This window comes from Candidatus Accumulibacter sp. ACC012, from assembly GCF_907163155.1.
GTDB lineage: Bacteria > Pseudomonadota > Gammaproteobacteria > Burkholderiales > Rhodocyclaceae > Accumulibacter > Accumulibacter delftensis.
This window is the reverse complement of record NZ_CAJQUC010000003.1, coordinates 829,604-854,889: the sequence shown is the minus strand read 5'-3', so window position 1 is coordinate 854,889 and position 25,286 is coordinate 829,604. Positions and strand designations below refer to the sequence as shown.

27 protein-coding genes and 9 pseudogenes are annotated in these 25,286 nt (G+C 61.0%); 18 read left to right on the top strand and 18 right to left on the bottom strand.

Annotated features, from left to right (window positions below):
* Positions 1–663: 663 nt before the first annotated feature.
* Positions 664–822 carry a hypothetical protein gene (locus tag QZ648_RS07260; protein ID WP_291996534.1) on the top strand — a complete coding sequence of 53 codons (159 nt, stop codon included), beginning with the start codon at positions 664–666 and terminating at the stop codon, positions 820–822.
* Between the two features lie 82 nt (positions 823–904).
* On the top strand, positions 905–1,108 hold the full coding sequence (locus tag QZ648_RS07255; protein ID WP_291996559.1) for a cation transporter dimerization domain-containing protein: 204 nt from the start codon (positions 905–907) through the stop codon (positions 1,106–1,108).
* A 430-nt stretch (positions 1,109–1,538) separates the two neighbouring features.
* Here QZ648_RS07255 and QZ648_RS07250 read toward each other — a convergent pair whose 3' ends face one another.
* Positions 1,539–1,679, bottom strand: a complete 141-nt coding sequence (locus QZ648_RS07250; protein ID WP_291996533.1) for a hypothetical protein — start codon at positions 1,677–1,679, stop codon at positions 1,539–1,541.
* 73 nt (positions 1,680–1,752) lie between these two features.
* A pseudogene (locus QZ648_RS07245) lies at positions 1,753–2,766 on the bottom strand (NAD(P)-dependent alcohol dehydrogenase).
* A 332-nt stretch (positions 2,767–3,098) separates the two neighbouring features.
* Here QZ648_RS07245 and QZ648_RS24845 point away from each other — a divergent pair.
* Positions 3,099–3,560, top strand: a pseudogene (locus QZ648_RS24845) (Hsp20/alpha crystallin family protein); the annotation flags it as partial.
* Positions 3,561–3,708: 148 nt separating this feature from the next.
* On the opposite strand, the gene QZ648_RS07235 reads toward QZ648_RS24845, so the two are convergent.
* The 4 genes and pseudogenes from QZ648_RS07235 to QZ648_RS07220 all read right to left on the bottom strand — a co-directional run bounded on the left by QZ648_RS07235 (position 3,709) and on the right by QZ648_RS07220 (position 6,838).
* Positions 3,709–4,137, bottom strand: a complete 429-nt coding sequence (locus QZ648_RS07235) for an Hsp20 family protein (RefSeq protein ID WP_291996532.1) — start codon at positions 4,135–4,137, stop codon at positions 3,709–3,711.
* A 384-nt stretch (positions 4,138–4,521) separates the two neighbouring features.
* Entirely contained in the window at positions 4,522–4,932 is a 411-nt protein-coding gene (locus QZ648_RS07230; RefSeq protein ID WP_291996531.1) for a PcfJ domain-containing protein, read from the bottom strand.
* Positions 4,929–5,243 carry a hypothetical protein gene (locus tag QZ648_RS07225; protein ID WP_291996530.1) on the bottom strand — a complete coding sequence of 105 codons (315 nt, stop codon included), beginning with the start codon at positions 5,241–5,243 and terminating at the stop codon, positions 4,929–4,931. Before QZ648_RS07225 ends, QZ648_RS07230 begins: the two co-directional genes overlap by 4 nt.
* A gap of 239 nt (positions 5,244–5,482) precedes the next feature.
* Positions 5,483–6,838: pseudogene (locus QZ648_RS07220) on the bottom strand (IS1182 family transposase).
* Positions 6,839–6,935: 97 nt separating this feature from the next.
* Here QZ648_RS07220 and QZ648_RS07215 point away from each other — a divergent pair.
* The 3 genes from QZ648_RS07215 to QZ648_RS07205 all read left to right on the top strand — a co-directional run bounded on the left by QZ648_RS07215 (position 6,936) and on the right by QZ648_RS07205 (position 9,171).
* Entirely contained in the window at positions 6,936–7,166 is a 231-nt protein-coding gene (locus QZ648_RS07215; RefSeq protein WP_291996529.1) for a hypothetical protein, read from the top strand.
* A gap of 562 nt (positions 7,167–7,728) precedes the next feature.
* The gene (phbB, locus tag QZ648_RS07210; protein WP_291996528.1) at positions 7,729–8,469 is read left to right on the top strand and encodes an acetoacetyl-CoA reductase; all 741 of its coding nucleotides are present in this window, start codon (positions 7,729–7,731) and stop codon (positions 8,467–8,469) included.
* A gap of 150 nt (positions 8,470–8,619) precedes the next feature.
* Positions 8,620–9,171 carry a hypothetical protein gene (locus tag QZ648_RS07205; RefSeq protein WP_291996527.1) on the top strand — a complete coding sequence of 184 codons (552 nt, stop codon included), beginning with the start codon at positions 8,620–8,622 and terminating at the stop codon, positions 9,169–9,171.
* A gap of 599 nt (positions 9,172–9,770) precedes the next feature.
* Here the strand turns inward: QZ648_RS07205 and QZ648_RS07200 are convergent.
* Entirely contained in the window at positions 9,771–9,989 is a 219-nt protein-coding gene (locus QZ648_RS07200; RefSeq protein WP_042333599.1) for a hypothetical protein, read from the bottom strand.
* A 388-nt stretch (positions 9,990–10,377) separates the two neighbouring features.
* Between QZ648_RS07200 and QZ648_RS07195 the strand changes: the two genes are divergently transcribed.
* The 9 genes and pseudogenes from QZ648_RS07195 to QZ648_RS07155 all read left to right on the top strand — a co-directional run bounded on the left by QZ648_RS07195 (position 10,378) and on the right by QZ648_RS07155 (position 15,732).
* Positions 10,378–11,631: an ISL3 family transposase gene (locus QZ648_RS07195; protein ID WP_291996526.1), complete on the top strand. Its 1,254-nt coding sequence runs from the start codon at positions 10,378–10,380 to the stop codon at positions 11,629–11,631.
* 183 nt (positions 11,632–11,814) lie between these two features.
* Positions 11,815–12,285 carry a CocE/NonD family hydrolase gene (locus QZ648_RS07190; RefSeq protein WP_291996525.1) on the top strand — a complete coding sequence of 157 codons (471 nt, stop codon included), beginning with the start codon at positions 11,815–11,817 and terminating at the stop codon, positions 12,283–12,285.
* 117 nt (positions 12,286–12,402) lie between these two features.
* Positions 12,403–12,729 carry an alpha/beta hydrolase gene (locus QZ648_RS07185; RefSeq protein WP_366144079.1) on the top strand — a complete coding sequence of 109 codons (327 nt, stop codon included), beginning with the start codon at positions 12,403–12,405 and terminating at the stop codon, positions 12,727–12,729.
* Positions 12,730–13,008: 279 nt separating this feature from the next.
* Positions 13,009–13,170 carry a hypothetical protein gene (locus QZ648_RS07180; RefSeq protein WP_291996524.1) on the top strand — a complete coding sequence of 54 codons (162 nt, stop codon included), beginning with the start codon at positions 13,009–13,011 and terminating at the stop codon, positions 13,168–13,170.
* Between the two features lie 125 nt (positions 13,171–13,295).
* A pseudogene (locus QZ648_RS07175) lies at positions 13,296–13,476 on the top strand (SAM-dependent methyltransferase); the annotation flags it as partial.
* A gap of 348 nt (positions 13,477–13,824) precedes the next feature.
* Entirely contained in the window at positions 13,825–14,556 is a 732-nt protein-coding gene (locus QZ648_RS07170; protein ID WP_291996523.1) for a type 1 glutamine amidotransferase, read from the top strand.
* Positions 14,553–14,745 (top strand): annotated as a pseudogene (locus QZ648_RS07165) (MBL fold metallo-hydrolase); the annotation flags it as partial. The gene QZ648_RS07170 and the pseudogene QZ648_RS07165, both read left to right, overlap by 4 nt.
* Positions 14,746–14,932: 187 nt before the next feature.
* Positions 14,933–15,214 carry a DUF1778 domain-containing protein gene (locus QZ648_RS07160; protein ID WP_291994677.1) on the top strand — a complete coding sequence of 94 codons (282 nt, stop codon included), beginning with the start codon at positions 14,933–14,935 and terminating at the stop codon, positions 15,212–15,214.
* Positions 15,211–15,732: a GNAT family N-acetyltransferase gene (locus QZ648_RS07155; RefSeq protein ID WP_291996522.1), complete on the top strand. Its 522-nt coding sequence runs from the start codon at positions 15,211–15,213 to the stop codon at positions 15,730–15,732. The genes QZ648_RS07160 and QZ648_RS07155 overlap by 4 nt, the downstream gene beginning before the upstream one ends.
* A 35-nt stretch (positions 15,733–15,767) precedes the next feature.
* Here the strand turns inward: QZ648_RS07155 and QZ648_RS07150 are convergent, their stop codons facing one another.
* The 4 genes and pseudogenes from QZ648_RS07150 to QZ648_RS07135 all read right to left on the bottom strand — a co-directional run.
* Positions 15,768–16,460 carry a hypothetical protein gene (locus QZ648_RS07150; protein WP_291996521.1) on the bottom strand — a complete coding sequence of 231 codons (693 nt, stop codon included), beginning with the start codon at positions 16,458–16,460 and terminating at the stop codon, positions 15,768–15,770.
* A gap of 800 nt (positions 16,461–17,260) precedes the next feature.
* Complete coding sequence (locus tag QZ648_RS07145) at positions 17,261–17,506, bottom strand: DsrE family protein (RefSeq protein ID WP_291996520.1); 246 nt, start codon at positions 17,504–17,506, stop codon at positions 17,261–17,263.
* Complete coding sequence (locus tag QZ648_RS07140; RefSeq protein WP_291996519.1) at positions 17,503–17,679, bottom strand: hypothetical protein; 177 nt, start codon at positions 17,677–17,679, stop codon at positions 17,503–17,505. The genes QZ648_RS07145 and QZ648_RS07140 overlap by 4 nt, the downstream gene beginning before the upstream one ends.
* Before the next feature lie 248 nt (positions 17,680–17,927).
* Positions 17,928–18,190, bottom strand: a pseudogene (locus tag QZ648_RS07135) (ISAs1 family transposase); the annotation flags it as partial.
* A gap of 89 nt (positions 18,191–18,279) precedes the next feature.
* Here QZ648_RS07135 and QZ648_RS07130 point away from each other — a divergent pair.
* Positions 18,280–18,568: pseudogene (locus tag QZ648_RS07130) on the top strand (ferritin-like domain-containing protein).
* Between the two features lie 83 nt (positions 18,569–18,651).
* Here QZ648_RS07130 and QZ648_RS07125 read toward each other — a convergent pair.
* From QZ648_RS07125 to QZ648_RS07115, 3 genes are all read right to left on the bottom strand, one after another.
* A complete protein-coding gene (locus tag QZ648_RS07125; RefSeq protein ID WP_291996518.1) occupies positions 18,652–19,179 on the bottom strand; it encodes a DUF2202 domain-containing protein in 528 nt (175 codons plus the stop codon).
* Positions 19,124–19,762, bottom strand: coding sequence for a ZIP family metal transporter (locus QZ648_RS07120; RefSeq protein ID WP_366144072.1), 639 nt, complete (start codon positions 19,760–19,762; stop codon positions 19,124–19,126). The genes QZ648_RS07125 and QZ648_RS07120 overlap by 56 nt, the downstream gene beginning before the upstream one ends.
* A gap of 182 nt (positions 19,763–19,944) precedes the next feature.
* A complete protein-coding gene (locus tag QZ648_RS07115; protein ID WP_291996517.1) occupies positions 19,945–20,760 on the bottom strand; it encodes an alpha/beta fold hydrolase in 816 nt (271 codons plus the stop codon).
* 238 nt (positions 20,761–20,998) lie between these two features.
* Here QZ648_RS07115 and QZ648_RS07110 point away from each other — a divergent pair, with 238 nt between their 5' ends.
* Positions 20,999–21,559 (top strand): hypothetical protein, encoded by a 561-nt coding sequence (locus QZ648_RS07110; protein ID WP_291996516.1) that lies wholly within the window; start codon positions 20,999–21,001, stop codon positions 21,557–21,559.
* 81 nt (positions 21,560–21,640) lie between these two features.
* On the opposite strand, the gene QZ648_RS07105 is transcribed toward QZ648_RS07110, so the two are convergent.
* The 4 genes and pseudogenes from QZ648_RS07105 to petA all read right to left on the bottom strand — a co-directional run bounded on the left by QZ648_RS07105 (position 21,641) and on the right by petA (position 23,701).
* Positions 21,641–22,039 carry a hypothetical protein gene (locus tag QZ648_RS07105; protein WP_291996515.1) on the bottom strand — a complete coding sequence of 133 codons (399 nt, stop codon included), beginning with the start codon at positions 22,037–22,039 and terminating at the stop codon, positions 21,641–21,643.
* A gap of 76 nt (positions 22,040–22,115) precedes the next feature.
* Positions 22,116–22,601, bottom strand: coding sequence for an MBL fold metallo-hydrolase (locus tag QZ648_RS07100; protein WP_291996514.1), 486 nt, complete (start codon positions 22,599–22,601; stop codon positions 22,116–22,118).
* Complete coding sequence (locus QZ648_RS07095) at positions 22,598–22,993, bottom strand: NifB/NifX family molybdenum-iron cluster-binding protein (RefSeq protein WP_291996513.1); 396 nt, start codon at positions 22,991–22,993, stop codon at positions 22,598–22,600. Before QZ648_RS07095 ends, QZ648_RS07100 begins: the two co-directional genes overlap by 4 nt.
* An 87-nt stretch (positions 22,994–23,080) precedes the next feature.
* Positions 23,081–23,701: pseudogene (gene petA / locus QZ648_RS07090) on the bottom strand (ubiquinol-cytochrome c reductase iron-sulfur subunit).
* A 253-nt stretch (positions 23,702–23,954) separates the two neighbouring features.
* On the opposite strand from petA, the pseudogene QZ648_RS07085 reads away from it, so the two are divergent.
* Positions 23,955–25,280: pseudogene (locus QZ648_RS07085) on the top strand (sigma-54-dependent Fis family transcriptional regulator).
* The last annotated feature ends 6 nt before the right edge of the window (positions 25,281–25,286 follow it).

Genomic DNA, 25,286 nt, shown 5'->3' with positions numbered 1-25,286 from the left:
TTGCGTCGAGTGTCACCGAAGCGCCGACGGAGCATGACATCAGAGGCCGCGGCGGCGAACGAGACGGCAAGAAGGACGGGAAAACGCGTGGTCGCAAGGTCACGATGACGATGACTGATCTGGTGTCCTGTGCCCGCAGGCACGAGCGCTTACGGCTGTGGCACAACATCATCGTGAAAGAACCGAGTAATTGGAAAAGCGCTGAAGCACTTCCCCGTCGCTGGACGCACGCATGGCTGTCCATTCGCGGCGGCTGTTGCCCACATTCTGCTGACAGGCTTGGCGTGGTGGCTGACCGGGTTCGGTCGGGCTATTGTCGGATGCCATGGAGCATTCGGAACCTCGCAGGGGCGTGCTGGCGCTCTGGATGCCTGACTTGGCGGCGGCGCGCGCGTCCACGCGGAAGACAATCACACCTACGGCTCCAGAAAGGCTGAATATTTCTCAGCGCTTTTGAGGGTGCTGCTCCTAGTTGGCGCCGTCAGCATGGCCTGATACGGCCAAGTCTTCGCCTATGGAATCCCCAGTCGCTTCGAAGATGTGGGGATCGGGTTACTGCGTTTCTGTGGTCGCCTCGGTGATCAATCTGGCAACCGCGAGGATTTTGATGACCGTGGGCCGAGAGCACAATTCCATTACTCTGGAAGCCGATGCGCATCACTGATGACCGATGTGTGGACCTCGGCGGGCGTCATTGCCGGCGTCGGCCTGGTCTGGTTGACCCGGCTTGGCTTTGGGTGGATCCTGGTCATCGCCTTGCTCGTTGCGGTGAACATCGTCTGGACCGGTTTGCAGCTAATGCGGCGTTCGCCGCCGGTCTGATGGATGTATCGCTACCGATTGGAAAAACTTGAGCAGATCCAAACGCTACTGGCGGGGTATCGCGACCAGGGGCTGGATTTCCATGCCTTGCGCACTCGCCAGTCAGGCAGTCGTACACTTCGTTCGTCTTGCACGTTTTGGTACGGGGAAGTGGACGGTACAGGAAGGCCACACTTGGGCGGAGCGCATCGAGGTCGAGATCCATCACTTCTTGCCACGCGCTCACGTAACGACCCACCTGGAACCACTGGAAGACCCCGTCTCAATGATCGACCAAGAGGCTTGATCGTCCGAGGCTCTGACCAGGCCAGGGCCAGCGGTTGGTAAAGAGAAGCGGCTCGTTACCCATCAGTAATCCGCCGTTCGAGCGCGCTGGTTTTCTGGCGACGCGATGCTTCTTCCTGGCCGGCTGCCGAGCGCGGCCATCCGACGCCTACGGGCCGCTCCCCCTTAGCGTGCGATTTTTCCCGTTTCGTTAGCTGACTCCATGTAAGGTTGCTAGCGAGCACGCCGCGTACCCATCAGGCGCCGGATATAGGTCGCCAACGACCAATAACTGGCGCCTGTCCAACCGCGCAATGATGTTGCGGATCATTGGCGCCATGATCCGGGTGGCGCCAGCTACCCGAGATTGGCCGACTGCTGTATGACGAAGCCGACCTTGGCCAGCAGGAGTGGCTTGAGAAAGCAGTAGTCCATGCCACTGTTGGTCAGTTCTACCACCAGTCACCTAGCTCCCCGCTGTGCACCGTCGGGTCTTCGGCATGCTCGAGCGTATCCAGAAGCTGCACGGTCCTGGCGTGCAGCTCCTCGGGATAGGAGATATGTAGGGAGTGTGGCTGAGCAGCGCGGGACATCAAATTCTCCTTCGACAATCGCCGATCGCGCAGGCCGGGGTCAGCCGCGGCTGACCGGCGACCACTCGCACCGTCAATGCCGGATGCAGATCTTTCCGAAATGGGCGCCGCTCTTCAGCCAGCCCATCGCTTCCTTGAGTTCTTCGAAGGCAAAGGCGCGGTCGACCACCGCTGCAGCCGATGCTGCTCGATCGCCCGCAGCATTGCCTCGAAACCGTCGCGATGGCCGACCGTGATCCCCTGCAGGCGGATCTGGCGCGTCACCACCAGCCCGAGTGGCGCAGCCAGGCTCGACCCGGACAATACGCCGATCATCGACAGCGTGCCACCCGGCTTGATGCAGCGCAAGGATTGCGGCAAGGTCTTCTCGCCACCCAGTTCGACGATGTGATCGAAGCCGCGCCCGCCGGTGATCGCTCGCGCCGGCCTAGCCCATTCCGGCGTCGTCACGTAATTGATCCGGCATCCGCGCCAAGTGCTTGCGCGCGTTTCAGCTTCGCATCGCTCGATGAAATAGCCGTCACGTGCGCGCCGAGTAGCTTCGCGAACTGCAGCGCGAATAGCGCCACACCGCCGCTTCCCTGCACCAGTACGCGCGATCCGGGGCCGAGCGTGTCGTAGGTGACGACCGCGCTCCACGCAGTAAGCGCCGCGCAGGGCAACGTCGCCGCCTGCTCGTCGGCGAGATGAGCGGGCACCTTGACGACGCCGCTTTCGGGCAGGCACACGAGATCGGCCATCATCCCGTCGGACCGGCCCGCCAAGCGTCTGTGTCAGCCGATCGAGATCGGGGGCGCCGGCCAGCCAGCCCTGGTAGAAAGCAGGGGCATGCGCGATCGCCGACGCGCACCCGGCTTACCCCTACACCGACCTCGACGACTTCGCCGACACCGTCGGAAATCGGAATCAGCGGCAGTGTTCCCGGTAACGACCCGTAGCCGCGATTCGGTACGACCAGGTCGCGGTAGTTCAGCGAAGCCGCCTTCATCCGCAGCAACACCTGCCCCGGCCCGGGCTGCGGATCGCGCCGACTGGCCAACTGCAGATGGTCCATACCCCAGTCGTCCTGAATTTGGAAAACTCTCATCGCGCGCGCTCCTGGCGAGGTTGAAGGCGCCCACGCGGTCGCTTGTTGCTCGCCGTTCAAGTCATCATCGTAGGCGCCGCCAGCGCCTCGTTCGGCCTGATCGCCATCGGTTGTTCCTGCAACATGAAGACAGACGCTATTTTGTCAGTAGGGACTTGAAAACCGCGAGCGCTGCCATAAACTGACCATTGAAGCGACGCGGCCCTGATCCGCCCACGGAGGTCATCGAAGACACCTCCGCCGTCGCGCTGGATATACCGGAGGATACGCATCTGCAGCCGCGGCACTCCTCTTTTCAAGCACTTCAAGCGCACCAGACGCGGAGGTCAAACATGAGTATCGAATCCATAAAAGAGGGCGTCGGCTCTCTGTGGCAGAACTTGGCCGAAGGCTGGCGACATCTCACCCGCTCTGCCTCCGGAGCCCTTACCCACTTCACATCAGGGGAGAAGTCAAGCTTGCCGGCACAGACCGAGGTCGATGACGCCTACTACTTGCCAACTCGTGGCTGGGCGATGCTGGGGAGCAATATGTTCGAGGACGACAAACGCTTGGTGGTACGTCTGGAAGTGCCAGGCATGGACAAGCAGGCGATGAAGGTCGAAATTCGCGACGACGTTCTGGTCGTTTCCGGTGAGAAGCACTTCGAGCGGGAAACGACCGAAGGCCGCTATCGAATGCTGCAGTGTGCCTATGGCAGTTTCCGCCGCGTCGTGCCCCTGCCGGTTCGAGTACTGGCTGACGCCTCGAAAGCGACCTACGAAGGGGGCGTCCTGAGGATCGAGTTGATCAAAGCGGAGCCCTGGCACGGCGAAAGTTCACACCATCAAAGTCGCCTGAGCGAGGCCGCAACGGTAGGGCATTTACCGGGAGGGCTCACCGGACCGATGTCTCTGATGAGTCCCGCGCCGCTTGATCCGTCGCTGGCGATAACTGTCGCGTTCAACGCCTACGTGATAGGTCAGTTTCCGAGTGGTAGGAAACGGTCTTCTTGGGCAACGACAACTCGAGAACACCGTCCTTGTAGTGCGCTTCCGACTTGCTCTCGTCGACATCCTGGCCCAATGCAAATGAACGCGAAACCTTGCCGTAGTAGCGTTCGCTGCGCAGCACTTTGGTGCCCTCTTTGACCTCTTTTTCTTTCTTGGTTTCAGCGCTGATCGACACCTGGCCACCGTCAATGGTGACGTGAATATCCTCCTTTTTCACACCCGGTATTTCGGCATGCACCGTGTAGGCCTTGTCGTCTTCCTTGACATCGAGCTTGATCTGGATGTCCTGTTGTCCGCTAGCGCGAACCGGACGCATCCAGAAGCCGCGGAAGAGATCGTCGAAGGTATCGTCAGGGTCAAAGCGAGTGATGTTGCCCATTTTTTCTCCTTGAAAACCCGGGGGGCCCGGCACCACTTTATCCTAGACGTTGCGATGGTTATTGCAAGGAAAGAGGCCCAGATCGACCTGGCAGGCAAGGCTGAAAACACCAGCTTCAGGCAATTGGTGGCGACCGCTTTCAGCTTCGAGCAGTCATCCGACACGGCTACTCGCGGACAGCAACTCGGCCTGAGCGGCCGTTGGCGGCTCATGGCGCGGACGGCCGGCATGGGAGCCTTGACCGGACGTAGGAATCGAAGAGCGCGAACGGCAGGTAACCAATCCGGAATCGGTCGCCCAGCGCTGTTGGCAGTTGGCCCGCTCGTCGGCCTGAGTGCCGTCCAAGAGACTTCGGCACAGAACCTGCGTCGCGGCAAAAACTGTTCAGATGGGGATTAGATAAGCACTTTCGTCCCAAGCGAGCGGCTCCGGAATCTGGAAACGCGAGAAGGGCAATTCGAGATACGACCGCAGCACCGCGTCGACCGCTGTCAAGGGGTCCGGTGAAATGTCGGAATTGCGGGAGCCTTTAACCTGCCCATGCTCCCAGACGTAACCGCCTGAACCATACGTGACGAGTTGTAGTGAATACGTGGCGACATGCTTGCCGCTCATTCTTTCGCAAACCGAGTAGATTCGTGCGATGCCGGAGCGGCACTTCTCGTCGTAATCACCAACGCAGTGATTCATCGCGGTGCCTTCCTCCTTAAGCTGCGCTGCCGTCGTTAGAGCCAAGAATTCGTATTGGCGCCATTCTACGCGGCGGATGTAGGGGTTCCATTCGTCCTGACTCATGGGGCAGCACATCCCGCCGGCCGGCTTTTCTGCTCAGCTAACGCGGTTGCACGACGAAGCAACGCAGACCAGGCAGACTTGAACAGGGCCGGATCGGCATCAATGTGCGCTCCACTGCCAAATAACCATTCGCTTACAGGAAGGACCTCCCGCCGGACAAATTCCGCAAGCGGTAGCCATTCGTATTGCGCGGCAACAGCAGACTTCCAGACGGCACGCAGGAAATGCGGTGGGATTTCTTCAAGTTTCTGGCTTGGTATGCGCCACTCCGAGATCGACGCGACGACTTCCGGGGGCGGCAGTACATCCATCTCGCAGGCTTGCAGTAAGCGCAACCAAGCCAGGGCGTTTGGTGCGCTGATGAGCGGCTGCTCATCATCTACCCAATGCCTTCCCAAAGGGTCGAAGGTGGTGTCACCGTAGTCTAGCAGCCTGTCGGACTCCGACCTGCGGGGCGGCATAATTTTCGCGATGCGAGACGACAGACGAGGTTAAAAGCGGTTTTTGAGGCTTTTTCGCACGCAACGCAGCCGATTCCCAAGGGTTCTCCTCACTGAGGACGCAATACGGCCATGCGCTTCAAGTTCCACGCCAGGCAAACGAGCGTCCATTCGTTGCACACGTTGTCGAGTCCGCGCAGCAGAAACTGCCGAAACCCATCACCGACTTGATGATGCCGAACACCGGTTCGACGGTCTGCTTGCGCAGCGCGTAGGCAGCACGCCCGGCGCGGGTCTTGAGCCGGTGCGCCATCGCCTGGACGGCGGAAGCGTCGTCGGCCAGCGCCGCAGGTTCGCTGAAACGATCTCGCCAATTCGGATGATGTTCGTCGCGCTGGCGAGCGATCAGCGGCGTGATGTTCGCTACGACGCACGCCTTGACGTTCTGCTCGCTGTAGTAACCCGTATCGGCGAGCAAGGTCTCGGGCTGATTCAAGCCCGCGGGATTGGCCGCGATCTTCTCCAACATGGGCTCAATCTGTTGCTTGTCGTTGCTCGCCTGCGTGACGTGTGTGGCAAGAATGAGCATCGACTCGGTATCGACTGCGGCCTGGGCGTTGAAGCTCTGTTCGAATCCGCCACCGGGGCGGGGCATGATGCGCGACTCTTCATCGGTCAGGTTAACCTGATCGTCGGCACGCCGGACCGGCTTGCGGCGGCTGCGGCGGCTTGCCTCCGGATTTCTTTCCGCGGGCTGCTTCCTTCTCGGCACGGGCAGCGAGCTTGGCTTCGTATGCCGCCTGCTCGTGCTGGAAGCGTTCTGCCGCACGGGCTTCAATCGTGGCCTTGGCGGCGGCGATCGCGGCCAGCCGGTTTTCCCGGCGGCAGATCTCGTCAGGCAGCTTCACGCCGTCCGGCAGCGAGGACTGATCCGCCGCCTCGGCAAGCGTCATGAGTTCTTGCACTTCGGCTTTGAGCTGGGCCTCGATCTTCTCGGCATGAGCGTACGACAAGGCGCTGTGCCGACTGGCGTTGGCGTGGATCTTGGTCCCGTCCAGGCTGACCGTGCCAAATTTGGCCAACTGGTTCTCACGTGCGATCTGCAGCACCTGCACAAAGGCCGATTGAAACTCCTCGCCGAAGCGCTTTCTGAAGTTGGCCAGCGTATCGTGATCCGGATGCCGGTTGCAGGCAATGAAGCGGAACGCCAGCGAGTCATACGTGGCGCGTTCAATCTTGCGGCTGGAGAAGGTCGCCGTGGCATAGCCGTAGATCAGCAACGACAGCAGCGTCGCCGGGTGATACGCGACACTGCCGGCCCCTGCATACGCGCGTTCCAGCGCTGACAGATCGAGTTGCTCAACGACCTCCACGACGTAGCGCGCCAAGTGCGCTTCCGGCAGCCAGTCCTGTACCGACGGCGGCAGCAGAAAGTCGGTGCCTCGGTCTATCGGGTGAAACGCCATTGACGTGTTCCGCAAGATATTGAAAACCCATACATCATAACACGACGGAAGTCCGACAGGCTGCTAGATAGAGGCGCCAGCTGCGACCATTAACCCCATGGATGAACTCACCAGGCCTTACGACAGCTGGGAGATCCTGCGCATCGCGATGCGCATTCTCTTCCGGCGCGGCGGCCGCAAGAACCGGGACCGCAAGTACATCTGCTCTGAACTGGTCTACGAGGCGTTCCGCAAGGCCGATGTCTCGTTCAAGTTCAACCGCAACTCGATCAGCCCGGACGACATCTGGAAGGATGAACGCGTGACGATGCAGTTTCGTATCATGTGAGGCTGCTCGCCTCTGCTGCGGATGGGAAGCGATCTCCCGAAGCCCCCGCGCGGCCGGCTTCGCCGTCTCGATCCCTTCTGCGACAGCCGCAAGACGATTGCACCTCACCTGCTTTGGTGCCTACGCAGCATGCGCGCCGTTACCGCCACAGCCACGAATTCGCCCGGCACGCGCCGCGCCCGGTAGTCCCCGGGTGAGACTTGCGCGGCAAAACCGCTTCTGGCGAGGTCAGGGCAAAAAAAAGGCGGACGCGGACGGCAACTTCTGGCATGGTTCGGTTAGCAGCATTCACATCCTGACTTTGGCCACATGGAAATCAGCAGAAGCCTCACGCTGCTCCCGCGGTAGAGTGTAATGCCGCAGGAAATGCTTCCCGGGGTGAAGCGCCAGGGTGCCGCGCCTGCACTGAAATCGGAGACATCGTCGGGATGCCGGAATGATTGCGCATCAAGGCGTTGTCAGGAGCCTCCTGCAAGAACCCCAAGAGGTGATCGGGCAAAGTCAAAGGGTGTGCCAAGTCGTGGACAACAGCCCTCGGCTCAATCTCGGAGAGGAGACGCATATGCAGCGAATAGCGCTTGTTACAGGCGGAATGGGTGGTCTCGGCGAAGCGATCTGCATCAAGTTGGCTGCCTTGGGCGACAAGGTGGTGACGACTTTCAGCCCGAGCAACAAGACGGCCACAGAGTGGCTGCGGAAAATGAACGACATGGGCTACGGCTTCAAGGCCTACCCATGCGACGTCTGCGATTTTGACTCGTGCAAGGCGTGCGTGGACGAGATCACGAAGGACCTCGGTCCGGTCGACGTCCTGGTCAACAACGCCGGCATCACGCGCGACATGACCTTCAAGAAGATGACCAAGGCGGATTGGGATGCCGTTATCCATACAAACCTCGATTCGACGTTCAACGTCACCAAGCAGGTGATGGACGGCATGACCGATCGCGGCTGGGGACGCATCATCAACATCTCTTCGGTCAACGGCACCAAGGGAGCTTTCGGGCAGACCAACTACGCCGCAGCGAAGTCGGGCATGCACGGGTTTACCAAGGCGCTCGCACTGGAGGTGGCCAAGAAAGGCGTCACCGTGAATACCATCTCCCCCGGCTACATCGGCACCAGGATGGTCATGGCGATCCCGCAGGAAGTGCTCGATTCGAAGATCCTGCCACAGATCCCGCAATCGCGACTGGGCAAGCCGGAAGAGGTCGCCGGCCTGGTGGCCTATCTGGCATCCGAAGAGGCGGCCTTCGTCACCGGCGCCAATATCTCGATCAACGGCGGTCAGCACATGTTCTGATGCCATTCATCCGGGACGATCGAGTGCCCAGCACTGACCTTCTCGGTGCCTGACTCCGGGATGCGGGGAATTCGCGTCGACTAGAAGACAGGCTTTCGCCTGGCAAGTCGGCCGGAGGAATTGCACCCCCGGCCTCTCGCAGAACGGTGCGTGAACCTCTCGATTCACACCGCTCCCATCAAGCAAACGCACCGGCCATGCCTTTTCTGCCAATGCACGAAGAGATACGGCTTCTTCTCGGAAAGCTGTTCGAGAAACCTGCTCGCCCGTATCTTGTGGCCCTTCAGCCGTCTGTACTTCCTCATCGCCCAAGCCACCAACGCAACGGTGTCCGGCCGCCTCATAGGTATGCCACAACAATGGCCTCAGCTGGGCCTCATAGAGCGCCTGGAAGGCGGGTTTGTGAAAACAGTGCTTGAAGAACCGCAGGACTTGGCGGCTCACCTTGGAGGTGTAGCGGAATACCGGGGTGCTCCAGTCTGGGCGATCGGTCCCGTCGGTCGCCGAGGTCTGGCGCCGGTCCTGCTTGCGCAATGCTTTCTCGTCCTCGATTCTGTGCTGACCCATCCTGTGGCGTCGAACCGCGCAAATTTGGCGGCAATACTTGGCGGCGATGAGCGCCGGCAGAGCGACGACAATCAGCGAAGCGGGCATTCGGAAAGGGGCGCCCTGCGTCTGGTTGTCGGCCAGAGCGGCCGTTGACGGCAAATGGCGCGGACGGCCGGAATAGCGCCTTGACCGGACGTACAGGAATACATTGCGCCGAACGGCTGCTTCGACTTTTCGGCCGTCATCAACGCGGTATCGCGCAGCCAGGTTGCCTATCTATTCGAGCTGGCCAGCGATCTGGATGAGCAGGTTTCCCACATGATGGCCAATCTGGAAGAGGTACAGGCAACGCTATCGCAATTGACGGCGCTGTACCCAGACAGCTTGTGCCATGGAGGCCTGGACGGCGACGAATGATGGCTGGCCGCCCCTACTCTGGCCCATCAAGCGTCCGGTCACAACGGCGGATCGCATCGCCAACCACAAGGGACGCAATCCGCAGGAACGCGCCTCCCTAAAAAAGCGCCTGCTGCGCAAGTGGATGAGCAAATGAAGCTCCCGCTTGCTCCAAGGTGGAGGCTGGTGACACAACTGCTTGTTCTACCCCTGGTAAGTGCGCCCGTCGCGGATGTGATAAATCCGCCGGAAGGTCGGGATGATCTCCTCGATTTGTGTGGGCAACCGGCATCGCACGACCGCCGGTGTGAAACACACAGTGGCAAGGCTTGCGCTCACGCGAAGGGTCCGGACGGCTAAACAGGCACCCGAACGTACCCGCGGCGAATTCTGACCTTCTCCATGGTCTCGATTATCTTCATGCCTTCCGCTTCGCTCGATACGAAGAGAGTCCGGAGCGCACCAAGACGATTGGTCTTGCCGCCCCTGGCGACGATCAGCACCCAATCCTGAAGCAGGTCACGCACCAAGCGGACCTCGTAGTACCTGGTACTCGTCTCCCAGCGAACGCGCATCGTTACCTCTCCGCCACCCTGCATTGCAGACCATCATTGAACTCCGGCGTGTATGCGGGTGCCGGTATCTCCATCTTTCATTGCAAAAGTGATTGACTTCTACCTCTCACCCTTGGCAGACTAAATTTCGGGGGGAGCTCAAATTCTACTTTGTCAGATGGCGCGGCGTTGGTGCACTATTAGCAGGGTCTATGTCGTTTCGTGTGGAACGGACGACGGGTTTGACGTTTTGAGCGAGCGGTGATGTCAAGGGCGGACGCAGTCCGGGCGCAGCCGAACCCTTTACATCGCGGCCCGCTCGCTTACGCTTCCTCCGGGCCGAGGAAGGCAGTCTGCCGCCCTCGGCATGGAGGACAATGGCGGCCTTTCCTTTTGCGACCGGTTCCCGATGATTGAAACGCTGTTCACCCAGGCTCTGGGTCTCGTGGCTCCTTGGCAAGTCGATGAAGTCATCTTCAAGCCAGAGTCCGGACGGATCGATTTCCAGGTCAGGTTTGGCGCAGCCAGTTATGCCTGCCCGGCTTGTGGGGCAGCGGCGCAGCCGCTTCACGACCGCTTGGCGCGCTCTTGGCGCCATCTGGATTTCTTCCAGTTCGAAGCGCACCTGCACGCCGAGGTGCCGCGAGTGGCCTGTGCCGGTTGTCGCAAGGTGACGCAGATCGCCGTGCCCTGGGCGCGTGAAGGCAGTCGCTTCACGCTTCTGTTTGAGGCTTTGACGCTGATGTTGGCACCGACCATGTCGGTCCTGGCGGCGGGTCGGCTGCTGCGTGTGCGCAGTCGCAGGCTGTGGCGCGTGATCGACCATCATGTGCGCCAAGCGCGTGCCCGGGAGAGTCACGCAGCGGTTCGCGCCATCGGCGTTGATGAGACCGCGAGCAAGCGCGGCCAGACGTACGTCTCTGTTTTTTATGATCTCGATGCACAACGCTTGCTGTTTGCGACGCCGGGCCGGGACAAGGCCACGCTCGGGAAGTTCGCCAGCGACCTTACCGAGCATGGTGGTCAGCCGACCGCGATCACCCATGTCAGCATGGACATGAGCGGCTCGTTCCAGGCCGGCGCGTCCGAGCACTTTCCAGGCGCCGAGGTCTGTTTCGACCGCTTCCACGTCGTTGCTCTGAGCAGCACGGCTCTGGACGAGGTGCGACGTGCGGAGGTCAAAACCGCACCCGAACTCAAGGGCACGCGCTGGGGGCTGCACAAGAAACCCGCCGACTGGACGGTCAAGCAAACCGAGACCATGCACTGGTTGCAGCGCTCGAACCTCAAGACGGCACGGGCCTGGCGAATCAAGCAGGCGCTGCGCGCCATCTACATCACAGCCGACACGCCTGATGAAGCGCAGCCGCTGCTGAAGCGCTGGCTCAGCTGGGCCAGTCGGTGCCGACTCGAACCCTTTAAACGCCTCGGCAGAACGATCACCAAGCATCTTCCTGGCGTTCTCAACGGTTTCCAGGCAGGCAAGCACAACGGCCGCGTCGAAGCGATGAATCGAGCCCTTCAGGAAGCGCGCGCTCGGGCACGCGGCTATCGCCGCGTCGAAAATTTCATCGCCATGGCCTACCTCATTGCTGGAAAGCTCACCCATTTGCCCGCCTCACCATTCGCCCGGCTTTTGCCCATTCCACACGAAACGACCTAAACCCTATTAGCAACATCTGATATATGATATGTTTAATTCCGGAACTTTAGGGGAGAACTCCCACCTGTCCCCGTCCTACGTTATGCGGCAGGCGCAAGTTGCCAACCCTGACGAAGCGATTGAAGTCGGCTAGCCCGGCCGTCGGCGGCAATGCGGTCTGGCAATCGGGGAGCGCCGTCCAGTATGCGTGATGCAAGCACCTGGGGAGGCATCTCTACGGCGCTCGCCATGCTGTCGGTCGCGGTCGTCGCCCTGCTCACCATCAATCACCTAATTCGCCGCAGCCTGGCCGCGCCGCGCGTTGCCGAAAGCGGGGTTCCCGACGGACTGCCGTGGCGCCAGGTGGCGATCTCCAGCGTGCGCGGAAAGACTCTGTTCGGATGGTTCATCCCGGCCGGCGAATGCGCACCGGCACTGGCAATCCTGCATGGCTGGGGTGGCAACGCCGAAATGATGTTGCCGCTGGCCAAACCCCTGCACGGGGCAGGCTACGCACTGCTCTTCTTCGACGCACGCAGCCACGGCCGCAGCGATGGCGACAGCTTTGCTTCACTGCCGCGCTTTGCCGAAGATCTGGCGCACGCGGTGGATTGGCTTGCGCGCCCAGGCGGAAGTCGATGCACAGCCGAGTTGGTGTCATCGGGCATTCCGTAGGGGCGGCGGCGGCTTTGCTGCTCGCCAGCCAACGACAGGACCTGGTCGCCGCCGTGACGCTGGCCGCTTTCGCCGATCCGGCAGCGATCATGCGGCGCTGGCTGAAAGCGCAGGCGGATTCCCTATTGGCCGCTGGGGGCCTACATTCTGTACTACGTCCAGCACGTCATCGGCCAGCGTTTTGCGGACATCGCACCCTGCCACACCATCCGCGCGGCAAGCTGCCCGGTGCTGCTCGTACACGGCACAAACGACGAAACGGTACCGGTCAGCGAAGCGCAGGAAATTTTCGCCAGGCGCCGTGATGAGCGGGTACGCTTGCTGCTGATCCCTGGCAGCCACGATCAGTACGCGGAAATGGAGCGCCACTTCGAAACGGTGATCGACTTTCTGGACGGTGCCACAAGACCACTTGCCGACCGACACGGCAAAGAACTCTCGTAACCAACAATAGGAGATGTAAGGTGAAGAGGCGCTACTGGATAATCATCATCCTGCTGTTGCTCGTTGGCCTCGACTGGGTAATCCGCGCCCCGATTCGCGTTCTCGCCAGCTGACGGCAGTCATTGCTGCGCAGGGCAGCGCGAAGCTGAAGAGCTACCCCTACCAGTTCCGGATCCTGAAAGTCACTGGCGAAACGGCGTTCATCAGTACGCCGCGCAACGTCCAGGTACCGGCGTTCAAGGCGCTGGCCGTTCTCTATCCGGAAATCGATACCAAGGAATGCCAACGATCCGGCGTTCATCTGCCGCGCAAACGCTGCTCGGCGAAGTACAGGCTGAAGCGCGCGCGATCGTCCTCGCGCAGCCCGGTATCAAGGACGCGCGCTGGGAACTTGATCGTGAGTGGCTCGCCGCGCACTATATCGAAGTGCCCGAGAGGTAATTTCCAGCGCGGCAAGCGCGAAGACGCGGCGTGCTCGCTGCTGCCACGGATGGCTGCAGAAACCATTCTGGGATGCTGCGCTGTGGGTTTCAGCACAACGATCGATGACCGGGGATATTCGTTCAATGAGTCCGGAAGCGATGTGGCGCAATCGTTACCACGAAGCTGGCGAACAATATTTGTTTGGCACAGAACCGCTTCCTGGCACACCGAGCAAGACTGCTGCAGGACGGACAAAGGGCGCTGTCGCTCGCCGATGGCGAAGGCAGGAACTCGGTGTGGCTCGCCGAGCAGGGTCTCGAGGTCATCCATCAGGATCCGAGGCTGCTGATCGCCGACGAGAGCGATTGACGTCAGCGCCTCTTCAACGATTTTCGCGGCGCCAGCGTTTCCGCCAGCGGCGGACTGCAGCAGCGGGTGGCCGTCGCGGGCTGGGAAGACGCCGTGGTGGTGGTCGAGATGACGACACTCGAAAAGAAATTCGTCCAGAGCTACCAGAGCGATGGCGGGAATGGACAACTCGTCATCTCCTCCGTGGCACAGGTTTCGGAAGGGCAGCCGGTTTCATACCCCCTCGTATATGACCGGCTCAAACCTGACCCTAGGTGAGAAACAGGCGCGCCGGAACGTCAGCGCGGGACAAGGAGGAACGCGATGAACATCCATTATCTGCAGCACGTGCCGTTCGAAGGACTCGGAAGCATCGAGGAGTGGATTCGGCGCGGTGGGCACGCACTCGGCGCAACGCGCCTCTACCGTGGCGATCCCCTGCCAGGCATCCACACGGTGGATCTGCTGGTGGTGTTGGGCGGCCCCATGAACATTTACGAAGAGGCTGACTACCCCTGGCTGGTGAACGAGAAGCGCTTCATCGAACGGGCCATCGCCGCCGGCCGGCGCGTGCTCGGCATCTGCCTCGGGGCGCAGTTGGTTGCCGATGTGCTTGGCGCAAGGGTCTGCGCCAACGCCGACAAGGAGATCGGCTGGTTTCCGGTCGAAAAGACGGAGGCCGTCTCTGGCGACGGCCTGTTTGAAGCCTTCCCACGGCAAATCGATGTGTTCCACTGGCATGGCGACACCTACGACATTCCGACCGGCGCGGTGCGTGCCGCTCGCAGCGCCGGCTGCGCGAACCAGGCCTTCGTCTACGACGGGCGGGTGGTCGGCTTGCAGTTTCACCTGGAAACGACCCTGGACAGCGCACAACAGCTAATCGCTCACGGCGCCAACGAACTCGTCCAAGGCCGCTACATCCAGATGCCGCAGGAAATCCTTGCGGACGCAAGCCGGTTCGATGCCATCAATCGTGTCATGCATGACCTGCTCGACAGGCTGGCGACAAACAGCCCGGAACGGATCGCTCCAGCGGGTGGAGAAACAAGATGAACATCACCTTTCTCGGCGCGGCGCAGCCCTGCGAAGTAACCGGTTCGTGCTACTTGGCTGAGACCGCAGACACGCGCTCCTGGTGACTGCGGCATGGTGCAGGGCAGGCGCGAGGCACCGGCGCGCAACCGCAAGCCGTTCGCATTCGACCCGGAATCCATCAATTTCGTGTTGCTGACTCATGCTAACACCAGTTCGTGGCGACCGCTGTCGCCGAGAAGCTGGCGGCCATGAACACCGCGACGTTCTTCGCTGAACTGACGGCTTTAACGGGCTCAACAATGGAATCTGCTCACGAAACGGGAAAAATCGTACGATAAGGTAAATTGACGAGTACGGCAGGCTGCCGTACTCTCATCGTCAGGAGGACAAGACTATGCCCGCAGCCATTTCTACCGCCCGCCTCGAAGCCAGGATCAGCACCGATCTGCATTCGATGCTCAAGCGCGCTGCTGAACTTCAGGGGCGGACCATGACCGACTTCGTGATCACCGCCGTTCAAGACGCAGCACAACGCGCCATCGAGCAAGCCGAAGTTATCCGCCTGTCCATGGCCGATCAGGAGTGCTTTGCTCAGGCGCTGCTGTCGCCACCTCAGCCGTCGCCGGCCCTGGAACGTGCTTTCGCTCGTCGTAGCAAGCTGCTGCGCGCTGAGTGAATAGCGCGCCGTTCCGGCTCGCGCCGCTCGATGCGACACATGACCGAACGAAGTTCAACAGTACTTCCGAGCCGCTAGACCGCTACTTGCGGGAACACGTCACTCAGGATGTTCGCCGACGCGTTGCCGCCTGTTTTGTCGCGTTGGCTGAGGGGCACCGCATCGCGGGCTACTACACCTTGGCGTCGGCAAGCCTGTTGCTCGCCGATCTTCCGGCCAGCACCGGCAAGAAGCTACCGCGCTACCCGACCGTGCCAGCGGTACGCATGGGCCGCTTGGCCGTCGATCAGGGATTCAAGGGGCAAGGTCTAGGCGGTGCGCTACTGGCCGATGCGCTCGACCGTGCCGCTCGCTCGGAGATCGCTGCTTATGCCCTGATGGTAGACGGTAAAGACGAGGCGGCAGTGGCCTTCTACCGGCATCATGGATTTATCGCTTTGCCCGACTCTCCGCTGACGCTGTTCCTGCCCCTGGCAACCGCTCTTTCCGCTCGGAAAACGGACAACAAGGCACGCTAAGGCAGACGTTCTCGAAACGCGCCCTTTGGCGGCGACTAGATCGAGAACGATTTTCGAGAACACATCAGCCGGTGCACCAGCCATGAACCACCAAGCGCGCCGGCCAGCAAGGCCAGTGCCACGCGCAGATCGTTGAGCGCCGCCGGTGCAACAAGCAGCAGAACGCCCAGTCCCAGCATCATGCTGCCGGAAAGCAGTTTGAGGAACCGCCCTTCGCTCTCGGACATCTTGCGCGAGCCGAGGGTCCAGGTGAACACCAGGGTGATGATCATCAGCGGCATCACATAGACCAGATTGTAGAGTCCCAGATAGGCGTAGTGCTGCCAGGGGGACAAGTCAGACAGGGTCAGCAGCCGCGTATAGACCATCGGGAATCCGGCGGTACACAGCAGCTCATAGGAATTCGCCGCCACCGCCAGGGCAACCGTGCCGAGCGTCAGCGCCGGCATGCTGTCCGCCCGCAGCAGCCCGCGCACGTGCTGGTAGAGCCTGGGCTTGGCCGTGTCGGAGATGCTCAGCGAGATCCCCTTCTTGAACCAGAAATAGTCCTTGATGTTGATCAGCGCGATGATTATCGCCAGCATCCCTGCCACCGTCGTAACCATCGCGATCTCGCCCAGCCAGCGGAAAGCGTTCAGCCAGGCGGCCATGAACACGAAGTAGATCAGGCCCGAGAAGGAGAGGAAGACGGCGCCGATGAAACAGCATGCGTCGGCGGCTGCCCGCATGGACGAGCAGCGAAAGCAGGAATAGGAGCACAAAGAAGGCGCAGGGATTAAAAGCATCGAGTCCGGCGATGATCAGGGTGAAAACTGGCAACGACAGCTGCTCGGCCGTCACCCTGCCGAGCAACGGGAGATCGACACTCGGCACCCGCGCCATTGCCGCAGCGGGCTCAAACGTTGCCGGCATGCCCGTTTCGCGACACAAGCGCAGTCCTTCCTCCAGCGCGTGCCCGGTTCCTTCCGGCCGATCGAAACCGACGGTCATGCGGCCACAGAAGATAAAGGCTGGAACGCTACTCGCTTCTTGACTCAGAGCCTCCGCCATGGCGACATACGCCTTGGCCGCTTCCGCGTCGCTGCTGACGTCGCCACTGTGCACCAGCAACCATGGATAGCGGGCCGACAGCGCCTCGACGAACGGAGTCGCCGCCTGGCAATGCGGGCAGCTCCGAGGTCCAGAAGAAGTACAAATGCACCTGCCGTTCGCCGCGGCGTCGTGGTCGATCCACAGCGACGCATCGGCAGCGACTGGCGAGCAATAGACAGCGGCGACAGTGAGCAGGCAGATCAGGCGCAAGACCCGAAGCCAAGCCGGTGAGTCGTGTTCTCATCGCGTACCTTGCCGATAGTGAGCCGGCCGTGCTGGCTGAATGCCGCCTCGTCGCGGCCGGAGCTTCGACAGGCATGGCGGAAGGTTTCAGACTGCGCCTGTCATTCGCATCCCGCCCAGTCCCTTTCTTCTCTCCTTTCTTCACCGGCGCTGGTCGATGCAGTGCCAGAACCGATGGCTCGTGGTCAGGCGCTCACCACGACAAGGTCTTGGTGTCGTCCTTGAACAAGGCGTTACCAAGCAGATCCGGGCTGCCGATCTTGAAGCCCGGCAACAAGTCCGACGCTTCGACGTCGAATTGCTGCATGCAGTAGTGGCATATCAATACCGTCGCACCCTTGCTCATCAGTTCGGCGAGCGCCGCTTGATGATCGGCATGCTTCTCCGTGTACTTCCTGGACGCGAGAAGGATGCCGCTCTCGTTCAGCCAAATCGTCAACGAGTGTCCTCTGGCGCGTTGAAGCTCGGCAAAATGCAGAACGTGGCCAACCCGCCGTGTCGCATCGCTCGATAAAGCGATGAACAAGGGATCCTTATCCCCGGCGAAAACGGGTTCGACAAACCGGAAACGATCAGCGCCAGGGCCATCAAGACAGTCTTGAAGAACTGCATACCTACCTCCGTGGAAAGCGGGTGGAAACATTCGATCGTCGGTAATCACGACTACGGCTATCCCAAGTATGCCCGGCCAGCGACCAATCGTCGTGTGGCATCTTGTCGCATCTCAGATCAGCAAGAGTGGCCCCCGACCTTCAGGCGGGCCTGCGCTTTACGACGAGAGAAATGGCCTCGGACTCCGCTGGCGAGATCCCTCAGCTCAACAAACCGCCTACAGGTAGGACAGGACAATCGCATGAATCTTATAAAAGACCCAGGAGCTCGGCACGGAAGGAATCGGAAGTAGCGGCGATAAGGCGCTGAGTCTTGAGGCCACCCTTGCGCTTCACCGGGGGAAGGCGGAGGAGATTCAAGACGAACTGGCGCAGGACAGCCAAGTTGTGCGCGGCATAATCGGTGCAAGCCCGCATCTGATCGTCGCCAAAGACCACATCCATGCACCAGTGCAGGCTGTTCCCGACACGCCAGTGCAGGCGAACACTTTGTTCATGCGCTGCGCGTCAGGTACCCAGCACCAGGAAAGACAGGTAGCATGACCCACCACCCTTTGGAATACGAAAAACCAAGGGCACCTCAACCGGAGAGGAAACGTCCATGTCAAGTGTTGGCTACCACGAACCCGTTGAAGAACTATCCTGATGAAACGCGCGACATGCATCGAGCAATCGTGTCTCTAATGGAGGAGCTTGAGGCAGTCGATTGGTACAACCAACGTGCAGATGCCTGCAAGGATCAAGACCTGAAGGCGATTCTCGAACACAATAGAGACGAGGAAAAAGAGCATGCCTCGATGGTGTTGGAGTGGATCCGTCGCAAGGATCAAGCGTTTTCGAAGGAACTGAAGGATTACGTCTTCACCGACAAGCCGATCGCGCACAAGTAGCCGTAACCAGCCATCGCCGTTCAACCGTCGTTGTCGGCAGCAGGACTTTCTGGTAGCCGTGGTCGCACCCCGAGAGTATGTGATCAAGCGCGCAACGGCACTCTCGGGTGTTGCCTGGTCGGTGATCGTCGTCGTGCTGCAAGCGTGCCGCGCCAGAGTCCTGCTATCGGCTGGGTCGAGGTCCCCGACGTCCGTAACCCGCAGAACGTTGCGCACAACGTCGAAACGCAGCCAGGTGTCGCTGCTGCGAAGCGTCCTGGAGATTGACGCAATACGGCAACAATGTCCTGGTGCTGGATCACCTTCAGCAGTCGATCATACATTTCTCCGTTGGCGATCTCGGCGACCACGCCCGCTTCGCACGCTTCCTGCAGGCTGGCGTAGCGCGTAACGGTTTCCAGGTTCCAGGGATTCCCGGGAACGGGCAGTCGGTAGTGACCGAACAGCGCGCACAGCGCCTCGATATGGCGCGCTTCGGCCGCCCGGATGTTGGTGAACGGGCGCACGTTGCCGAAGTCGGCAATCACTTGGTCGTATGTTGCCCAGGCGCGGTATTCATCGTCGAGTGCCTCGTTCAAGGCATGGATTTCTGCTTCGGACAGGTCGTTCACGAGTCATCCTCCGTGGTGAAAAATGGCGATGGTAGCGATGCCCGCGAGCAGCAGCACCAGCTGACGCACCGAAGCGGTAGGGGCTCACCTGTCGGTGTAGGCCCGGAATGAGGTCGGCCGCGGCGATGTAGATAAAGCTCGCGGCTGAAAGCGCCAGAATATAGGGCACCGCGGCGCCCATTTCACCGAGCCAGAAATAGGCCAGGACAGCGCCGGGCAGCGTGCTGGCTGATGAAAGGCCATTGAGCAGCAGCGCCTTCCGGCGGCCATAACCACTGTCCAACAGGATCGCGAAATCGCCGACCTCCTGCGGTATCTCGTGCGCGATCACGGCCAGCGCCGCGGCGATCCCCAGGGGAATCGAAGTCAGGAAGGCTGCGGCGATCACCATGCCGTCGACGAAGTTGTGGAAAGCGTCGCCGATCAGGATAAGCGGCGCAGCGCGGCCATGCACCTCGCAGCCACTGTCGTGACAATGGCGCCAGAGCACAAGCTTCTCCAGTATGAAGAACAGCACCATACCGGCCAGTACTGTCGCGCTGACGGCAATTGCCGGTGCCTGTTTCAGGGCTGCGGGAATCATGCCAAGGAAAGCCGCGCCGAGTAGTGTGCCCGTCGCATAGCTGATCAGGCACGGGACGAGACCTCTTCGGATGCCTTCGGGAAACAACAGAAACAAGGCCGCGCCACCCACAGCCCCGACGCTGCCCAATAAGCTGAATCCGACTATCCATGGCAACATTCCGAGCCCCCTGAGAATCTCTGTCAATCACGCGCTTGCGCGGTCGCGCCTGGCAGCATCCGGGCGAGCCAGTCAGCCATGTTGTCGGCGGCCGCTTGCCAATGTGCATCGAGCATCAGCGTATGGCCCGCAGCCGGGATCACCGCCGCTTCGGCTTGCCAGCGCAAGGCAGTCAGGCCCAGCAGAGCAGGCGGGAAGACCGCGTCCGCCTCGCCTCCGACGACCAGAACCGGCAGCGCCGGCCGGCGCCTGCCAAGGCGCATCGCCAGCAGTGACAGGTCCAGGATGGCGCGGCGGGACTCGGACTGGAACCAAGCGGCGAAGCGCATCAGATCGTCGATCTCGGTCTCGCGTGAGTAGTACACGCCGCGCATCGTGCGCGCGCTTTGCTCGCCGCCGGCAGGGTGAAGCTGTTCGCTGAAGAAAGCGGGTTGGGTCAGGGCAATTTTCATCGATGCGCCGAGTATGCCCCCGGGAGGGACCGGGGCCATGAGGATCGCTGCGCGCGCTGTGTTCTGTTCGAGAAAACGTTCGACGACGACCGTGCTCATCGAATGACCGATGAAGACTGCCGGTGCAGACAGTTGCCGTGCGACCTGTGTCAGATCCTCGACATAATCGTCGATTCCGAACCGGTCAAGCCGCTCGCGGCCCTCGCTGTCGCCATGGCCGGAAAGGTCCAGCGCATGGCAGTCGAATCCTCGGTGGTTGAAATAGGGCAGAAAATACTCGTCCCAACAGCGCGCCGTGGCGTAGCCGCCATGAACGAAAATCAGTGGCGGAAGAAGTGTCCGGCCGGCAGCCGGCCGGTGCAGGGTATGGATGCGTCGAAGAGTCATGGTGGTTCCGAATGTGGTATGAAGCCACACGCCGGGTTTCGGCGCGCGGCCAGTGAATGTGCCGCAGTTCTGTGCGAGCGAGAAGGCGACGGTGTAACCACCTAAATGTCCAGTGACTTGTAGCGGTGGCGGTCCGTTGTCCAGAACGGCTACACTGCAGGGCGAACGCCGAAGCAGACAGCCCTGCACCGCCGATCAACCCGCCGATGTGAAAATGTCCGTAGTCAATAAAATAGCCATGGCGCTGGGTTTCGCTCCCCGCGACGGGCGGAGTCGAAGACTGGTCGCTGTCATCGAATGCTCCCTCAATCAGAATGCCCGCGATGCCGGCGCCGCCAGCTACCCGGCCGTCAACAAAGCCGTCCTCAGACTCTGTCTGCGATACGACGTGGGTATCGTCCAGATTCCCTGTCCGGAGATGCGTTTTTTGGGGCTTGCGCGCCAGAGGCCGCCGGGAAAATCCATCCGCGACGTGCTCGATACCCCAGCGGGCTGCCAGTGCTGTCTGGTGATCAGCCGGGACCTGGCCAACACCCTTCGGGACTACCAGAACAATGGCTGTCGATTGCTGGCCATCCTCGGGGGGAATCCGCAGAGCCCGGGTTGTGCCGTTCATCTGCAGTGCGGCACGGCTGATCCCGGCCGCCTTGCGGTGGAGTCGGGCGTTCTGATGCGCATCCTGCAAGAGGAACTGCACAAGCAAGGGGTCGACGTTCCCTTCAGGGGCATGCGGGATTGCCATCCAGAGTGGTTGAACGAAGATTTGCGATGGCTGGAAGCGTTGTTCAGGGACGCGTAAGCCGGCGTCACTCGGCAAGACAGCGTGGCACCGTGATGGCGCGGCTCATGGCGCTGGTCTTGGCGGATCCCAAGCGACACCCTATAGCTTCGCTGTGACCTCGTCCCCGAGTTCGAGCACGTCTCCGTTGCCCAGGAACGAATCCGTCTGAGAGCCGTTTCGGGCCGTTCCCCGCTGTACCGGCAAGCCGCTGGCCAGCATCTTCTCGACGGCCGTGCGGCCGGTGCAATGGTTGCAACCTATCTTGGCAATGCCATAGCCACCGAGCGCCTTGACGATGTCATCCCGCTGCTTGTCCCAATCTTCCAGGGGCGACAGATGCAGCCCGCCATAGATCGCATGGATGTGCTCGCCTCCGGCGAAGGTACGACGCGCGTAGTCGAGCAAGTTGAGGACTCCGCCGTGGCCGCAGCCGGTGATCATCGTCAAACCCTGGTTCTTCAGATTGGCATAGAGGACGTTCTCGCCGTGCACCTGCAAGCAGCGTACTCATCGGAAAACTGGCCAGAGCCAGGACCCGGAAGCAGTACCAGCGGTTGCTCGGTGGACACGGTGATCACTCTTCCGGTGTGACCCTGCTGGCTGGATGAATGCCAGGCCGGCCGGATGGAAGCCTTCCGGCAGGTAGATCGGAATATCCTGGACAGTGCTTGAGCGTCGAGCCAATCCCCCAGAAATGATCGAAATGCTCGTGGCTGACGATCAAGGCCTCGATCTTGCGCTCCTGCAGCAGGCGGTCGATGCCCTCTTCGGCGAAGCGGCGGTCCATCCAGTCGGGGTTCCAACCGGTATCGAAGAGCAGGCGGCGCACGCTGCCATCGAGTGCCTCGGCTTCCAGCAGCGCCGAAAAGCCGGCGGCGTTTTCGGCGTGCAGTGATCCGAACGGCGGCCACGGGATGGCGTATTGATCAGTCTGAGCACCGCCAGCGGTGCGAATGTCGTCGAAGACAGTGGCCGTATCGAACCAGCCGGTTTCCGAGACGCAGAGAATTCGCAGGCGCTTCAGGGCGCCAATGTCAAGGGTCGGAGTTGTGGTGGTCATGGGCTTTGCCTCGCGATGTGGGAGAAATGGCCGTGCTCATGGCAGGCAAGATCAATCCGCCGCGCAACGGGCAGTCGGCTGAGGGTATTGCTGAGCATGGCGGACACGGCGGCATCGGGATCTTCCTCTATCGTCACCACGGGAAGGATCCCGCTCTGCATCAGGCGTTCATAGAGGCCGGGGCCCATGCCGCGGGTAATCAGCGTATTCGTTCCGGCCAGCGGTTCGGCAAGCTGCGCGGCGCTGGCGTGCAAGCTCTGTTCGATACCAATCTCGACGAGGCGTTTGCCGGTCAGCACGCCCTTTTCAACCTCGTAAATCCAGAACTTGCGGCACTTGCCGGCGTGCTCGGTAATTGTCTTGCGGTTCTGGCTGGTGACGGCGATTTGCATGATTTCTCCTTTCATATCCGTTTTGTAGCGTCAGGGCGAAGCGGCCGCATGCTGTGGCGAAACGCCGTGTCATCGGCTCTCAGCCGGTCAGGCTTGCCCGCGTGTGTCGCTGCCGATCAGCAGGCGGCTGTCGGTGAGGTAATTGTGTGGTGGAATCTCCAGGTTGGTCGGCGCAGGTTTGTCCTTGAAGACGCGGCCGGCGAAATCGAAGGTCGATCCGTGGCAGGGGCAGAGGAAGCCGCCGGGCCAGTCCGCACCCAGCGCCGGGTCGCCAGCCTCGAAAGCCTTGCTTGGCGAACAGCCGAGATGGGTGCAGATGCCAACCGCGACGAGGTATTCCGGCTTGAGGGAGCGCTGCTGGTTGTGCGCGTAGTTCGGTTGCTGCGCTACGTTCGAGCCTGGATCGGCGAGCCTCGCTTCGGCGTTCTCGAGAGAGGCGAGCATTTTCTGGCGTACGGTGCAGAATCCATACCGGTTTGCCGCGCATTCGACAGACCATCATTTCGCCGGGCGCAAGCGTGCCGATGTCGACTTCCACCGGGCGCCGGCGGCCTTTGCCCGTTCGGAAGGCAGCAGGCTGGCGACGAAAGGAACGACTGCTGTCAATGCCAGCGCGCCGCCGAGTCCGGCGGTAGCCAGCAGCCACCGCCGACGAGCCGGACTGTCGGTGACGACGAATGATTCGCCTTGGCAGACAATTTGGTTCATGTTGATTTCCCATGGTAAGTGGTCTATTCTCCGGTCGCCGGTCTCGCTGATTTTTCTACCGACTGAAAGGAGCCAATATCAGTGAACACTTATCAAGATTCGTGCCAGCCTTCAAGCAAGAGAACGAACGACAAAAAAACAATGACTTGCGAGTCTGCCCGCCCAAACGCTGACGATTTTTTTTGCCAGGCTCTTGCCGATATGGCAGTATTTGGCAGTCGAGTTGGCGGATATGGCAGAACGGGTGACATCCATGGCAGTCGATCAAGCATCCTTGGCAGAACTGGTTTCGTTCCTGGAGACCTTTCCCGAACCGCACATCCTGTGTGACCGCGACTATCGGATCCTGGCCGCAAACGCGGCTTATCGAGCCAACTGGGTCGATCAAATAGAGGTCGTTGGCCGCAAGTGCTTCGAGGTGTCGCATCGATACACGGTGCCCTGCGACCAGGCGGGCGAGTCGTGTCCGCTACAGCGCAGCCTGCAATCAGGCCAGCGCGAGCGCGTGCTGCATCTCCATTACACGTCGCGCGGCGAGAGCTTCGAAAACATTGAGCTGTCGCCGATCCGCGACGCCAGCGGCGCAATCGTTTATTACGTCGAGAAGCTGGAGCCCTTGCCGGGAGCACCCAGTCTGGGTGACGTACAGGGTTTGATCGGTCGTTCGCCAGCCTTCCTGAAGATGATGGAACTGGTCGCACGGGTGGCGCCTTCGGACGCCTCCGTGTTGCTGCAGGGGGAGTCGGGTACCGGCAAGGAACTGGTCGCCAATGCCATCCATCAGCTCAGCCGGCGCGCCAAACACCCCTTCGTTGCCGTTGATTGCTCGGGATTGCCGGAAACGCTGTTCGAAAGCGCCTTGTTTGGCCATGAGCGCGGTGCCTTCACCGGTGCGACGACACGAACGACCGGGCTGGTCGAGGCGGCGTCGGGCGGCACGCTGTTTCTCGACGAACTGGGCGATATCCCGCTCTCGATCCAGGTCAAGCTGTTGCGGCTACTGGAAACCGGCACCTATCGTCGGGTGGGTTCCCCGGAGCTGCGCAAGGCCGAAGTCCGGGTGGTCTCCGCCACCCATCGTCCACTGACCTGAAATGGTGAGCGAAGGTCTTTTCCGGCAGGACTTGTTCTACCGGCTGAATATCTTCCCGATCACCTGCCGCCGTTGCGCCAGCGCGGTGATGATGTCCTGCTACTGGCAGAGACCTTGCTCGATCGCGTCTCTGGTGGTCACCTCCGCAGCCGCCTGTCACCGGAGGCGGCCGCCTGGCTGCGCGGCTACCACTATCCGGGCAATGTGCGCGAACTGCGCAACATTCTCGAACGCGCTTGCCTGCTCTGCGATGGCGATGAAATACATCTGCAGCACCTTGCCACTGGAGTTGGCGGCGGCCCAGCCCATTGCGGACTTCAGCCGAAGATCCCGCCGCCAGCGAAGCACGACTTCCCCGATAGCCATTCGGTGTCGTTCGAGGAAGTGGTACGCCACTTCAAAGGCAGCCGGAAAGCGCTCGCCAGCCACCTTGGCCTGTCAGAACGGACTCTCTACCGTCGCCTGAAAACGGTGGATGGGCAGTAGCGCTGA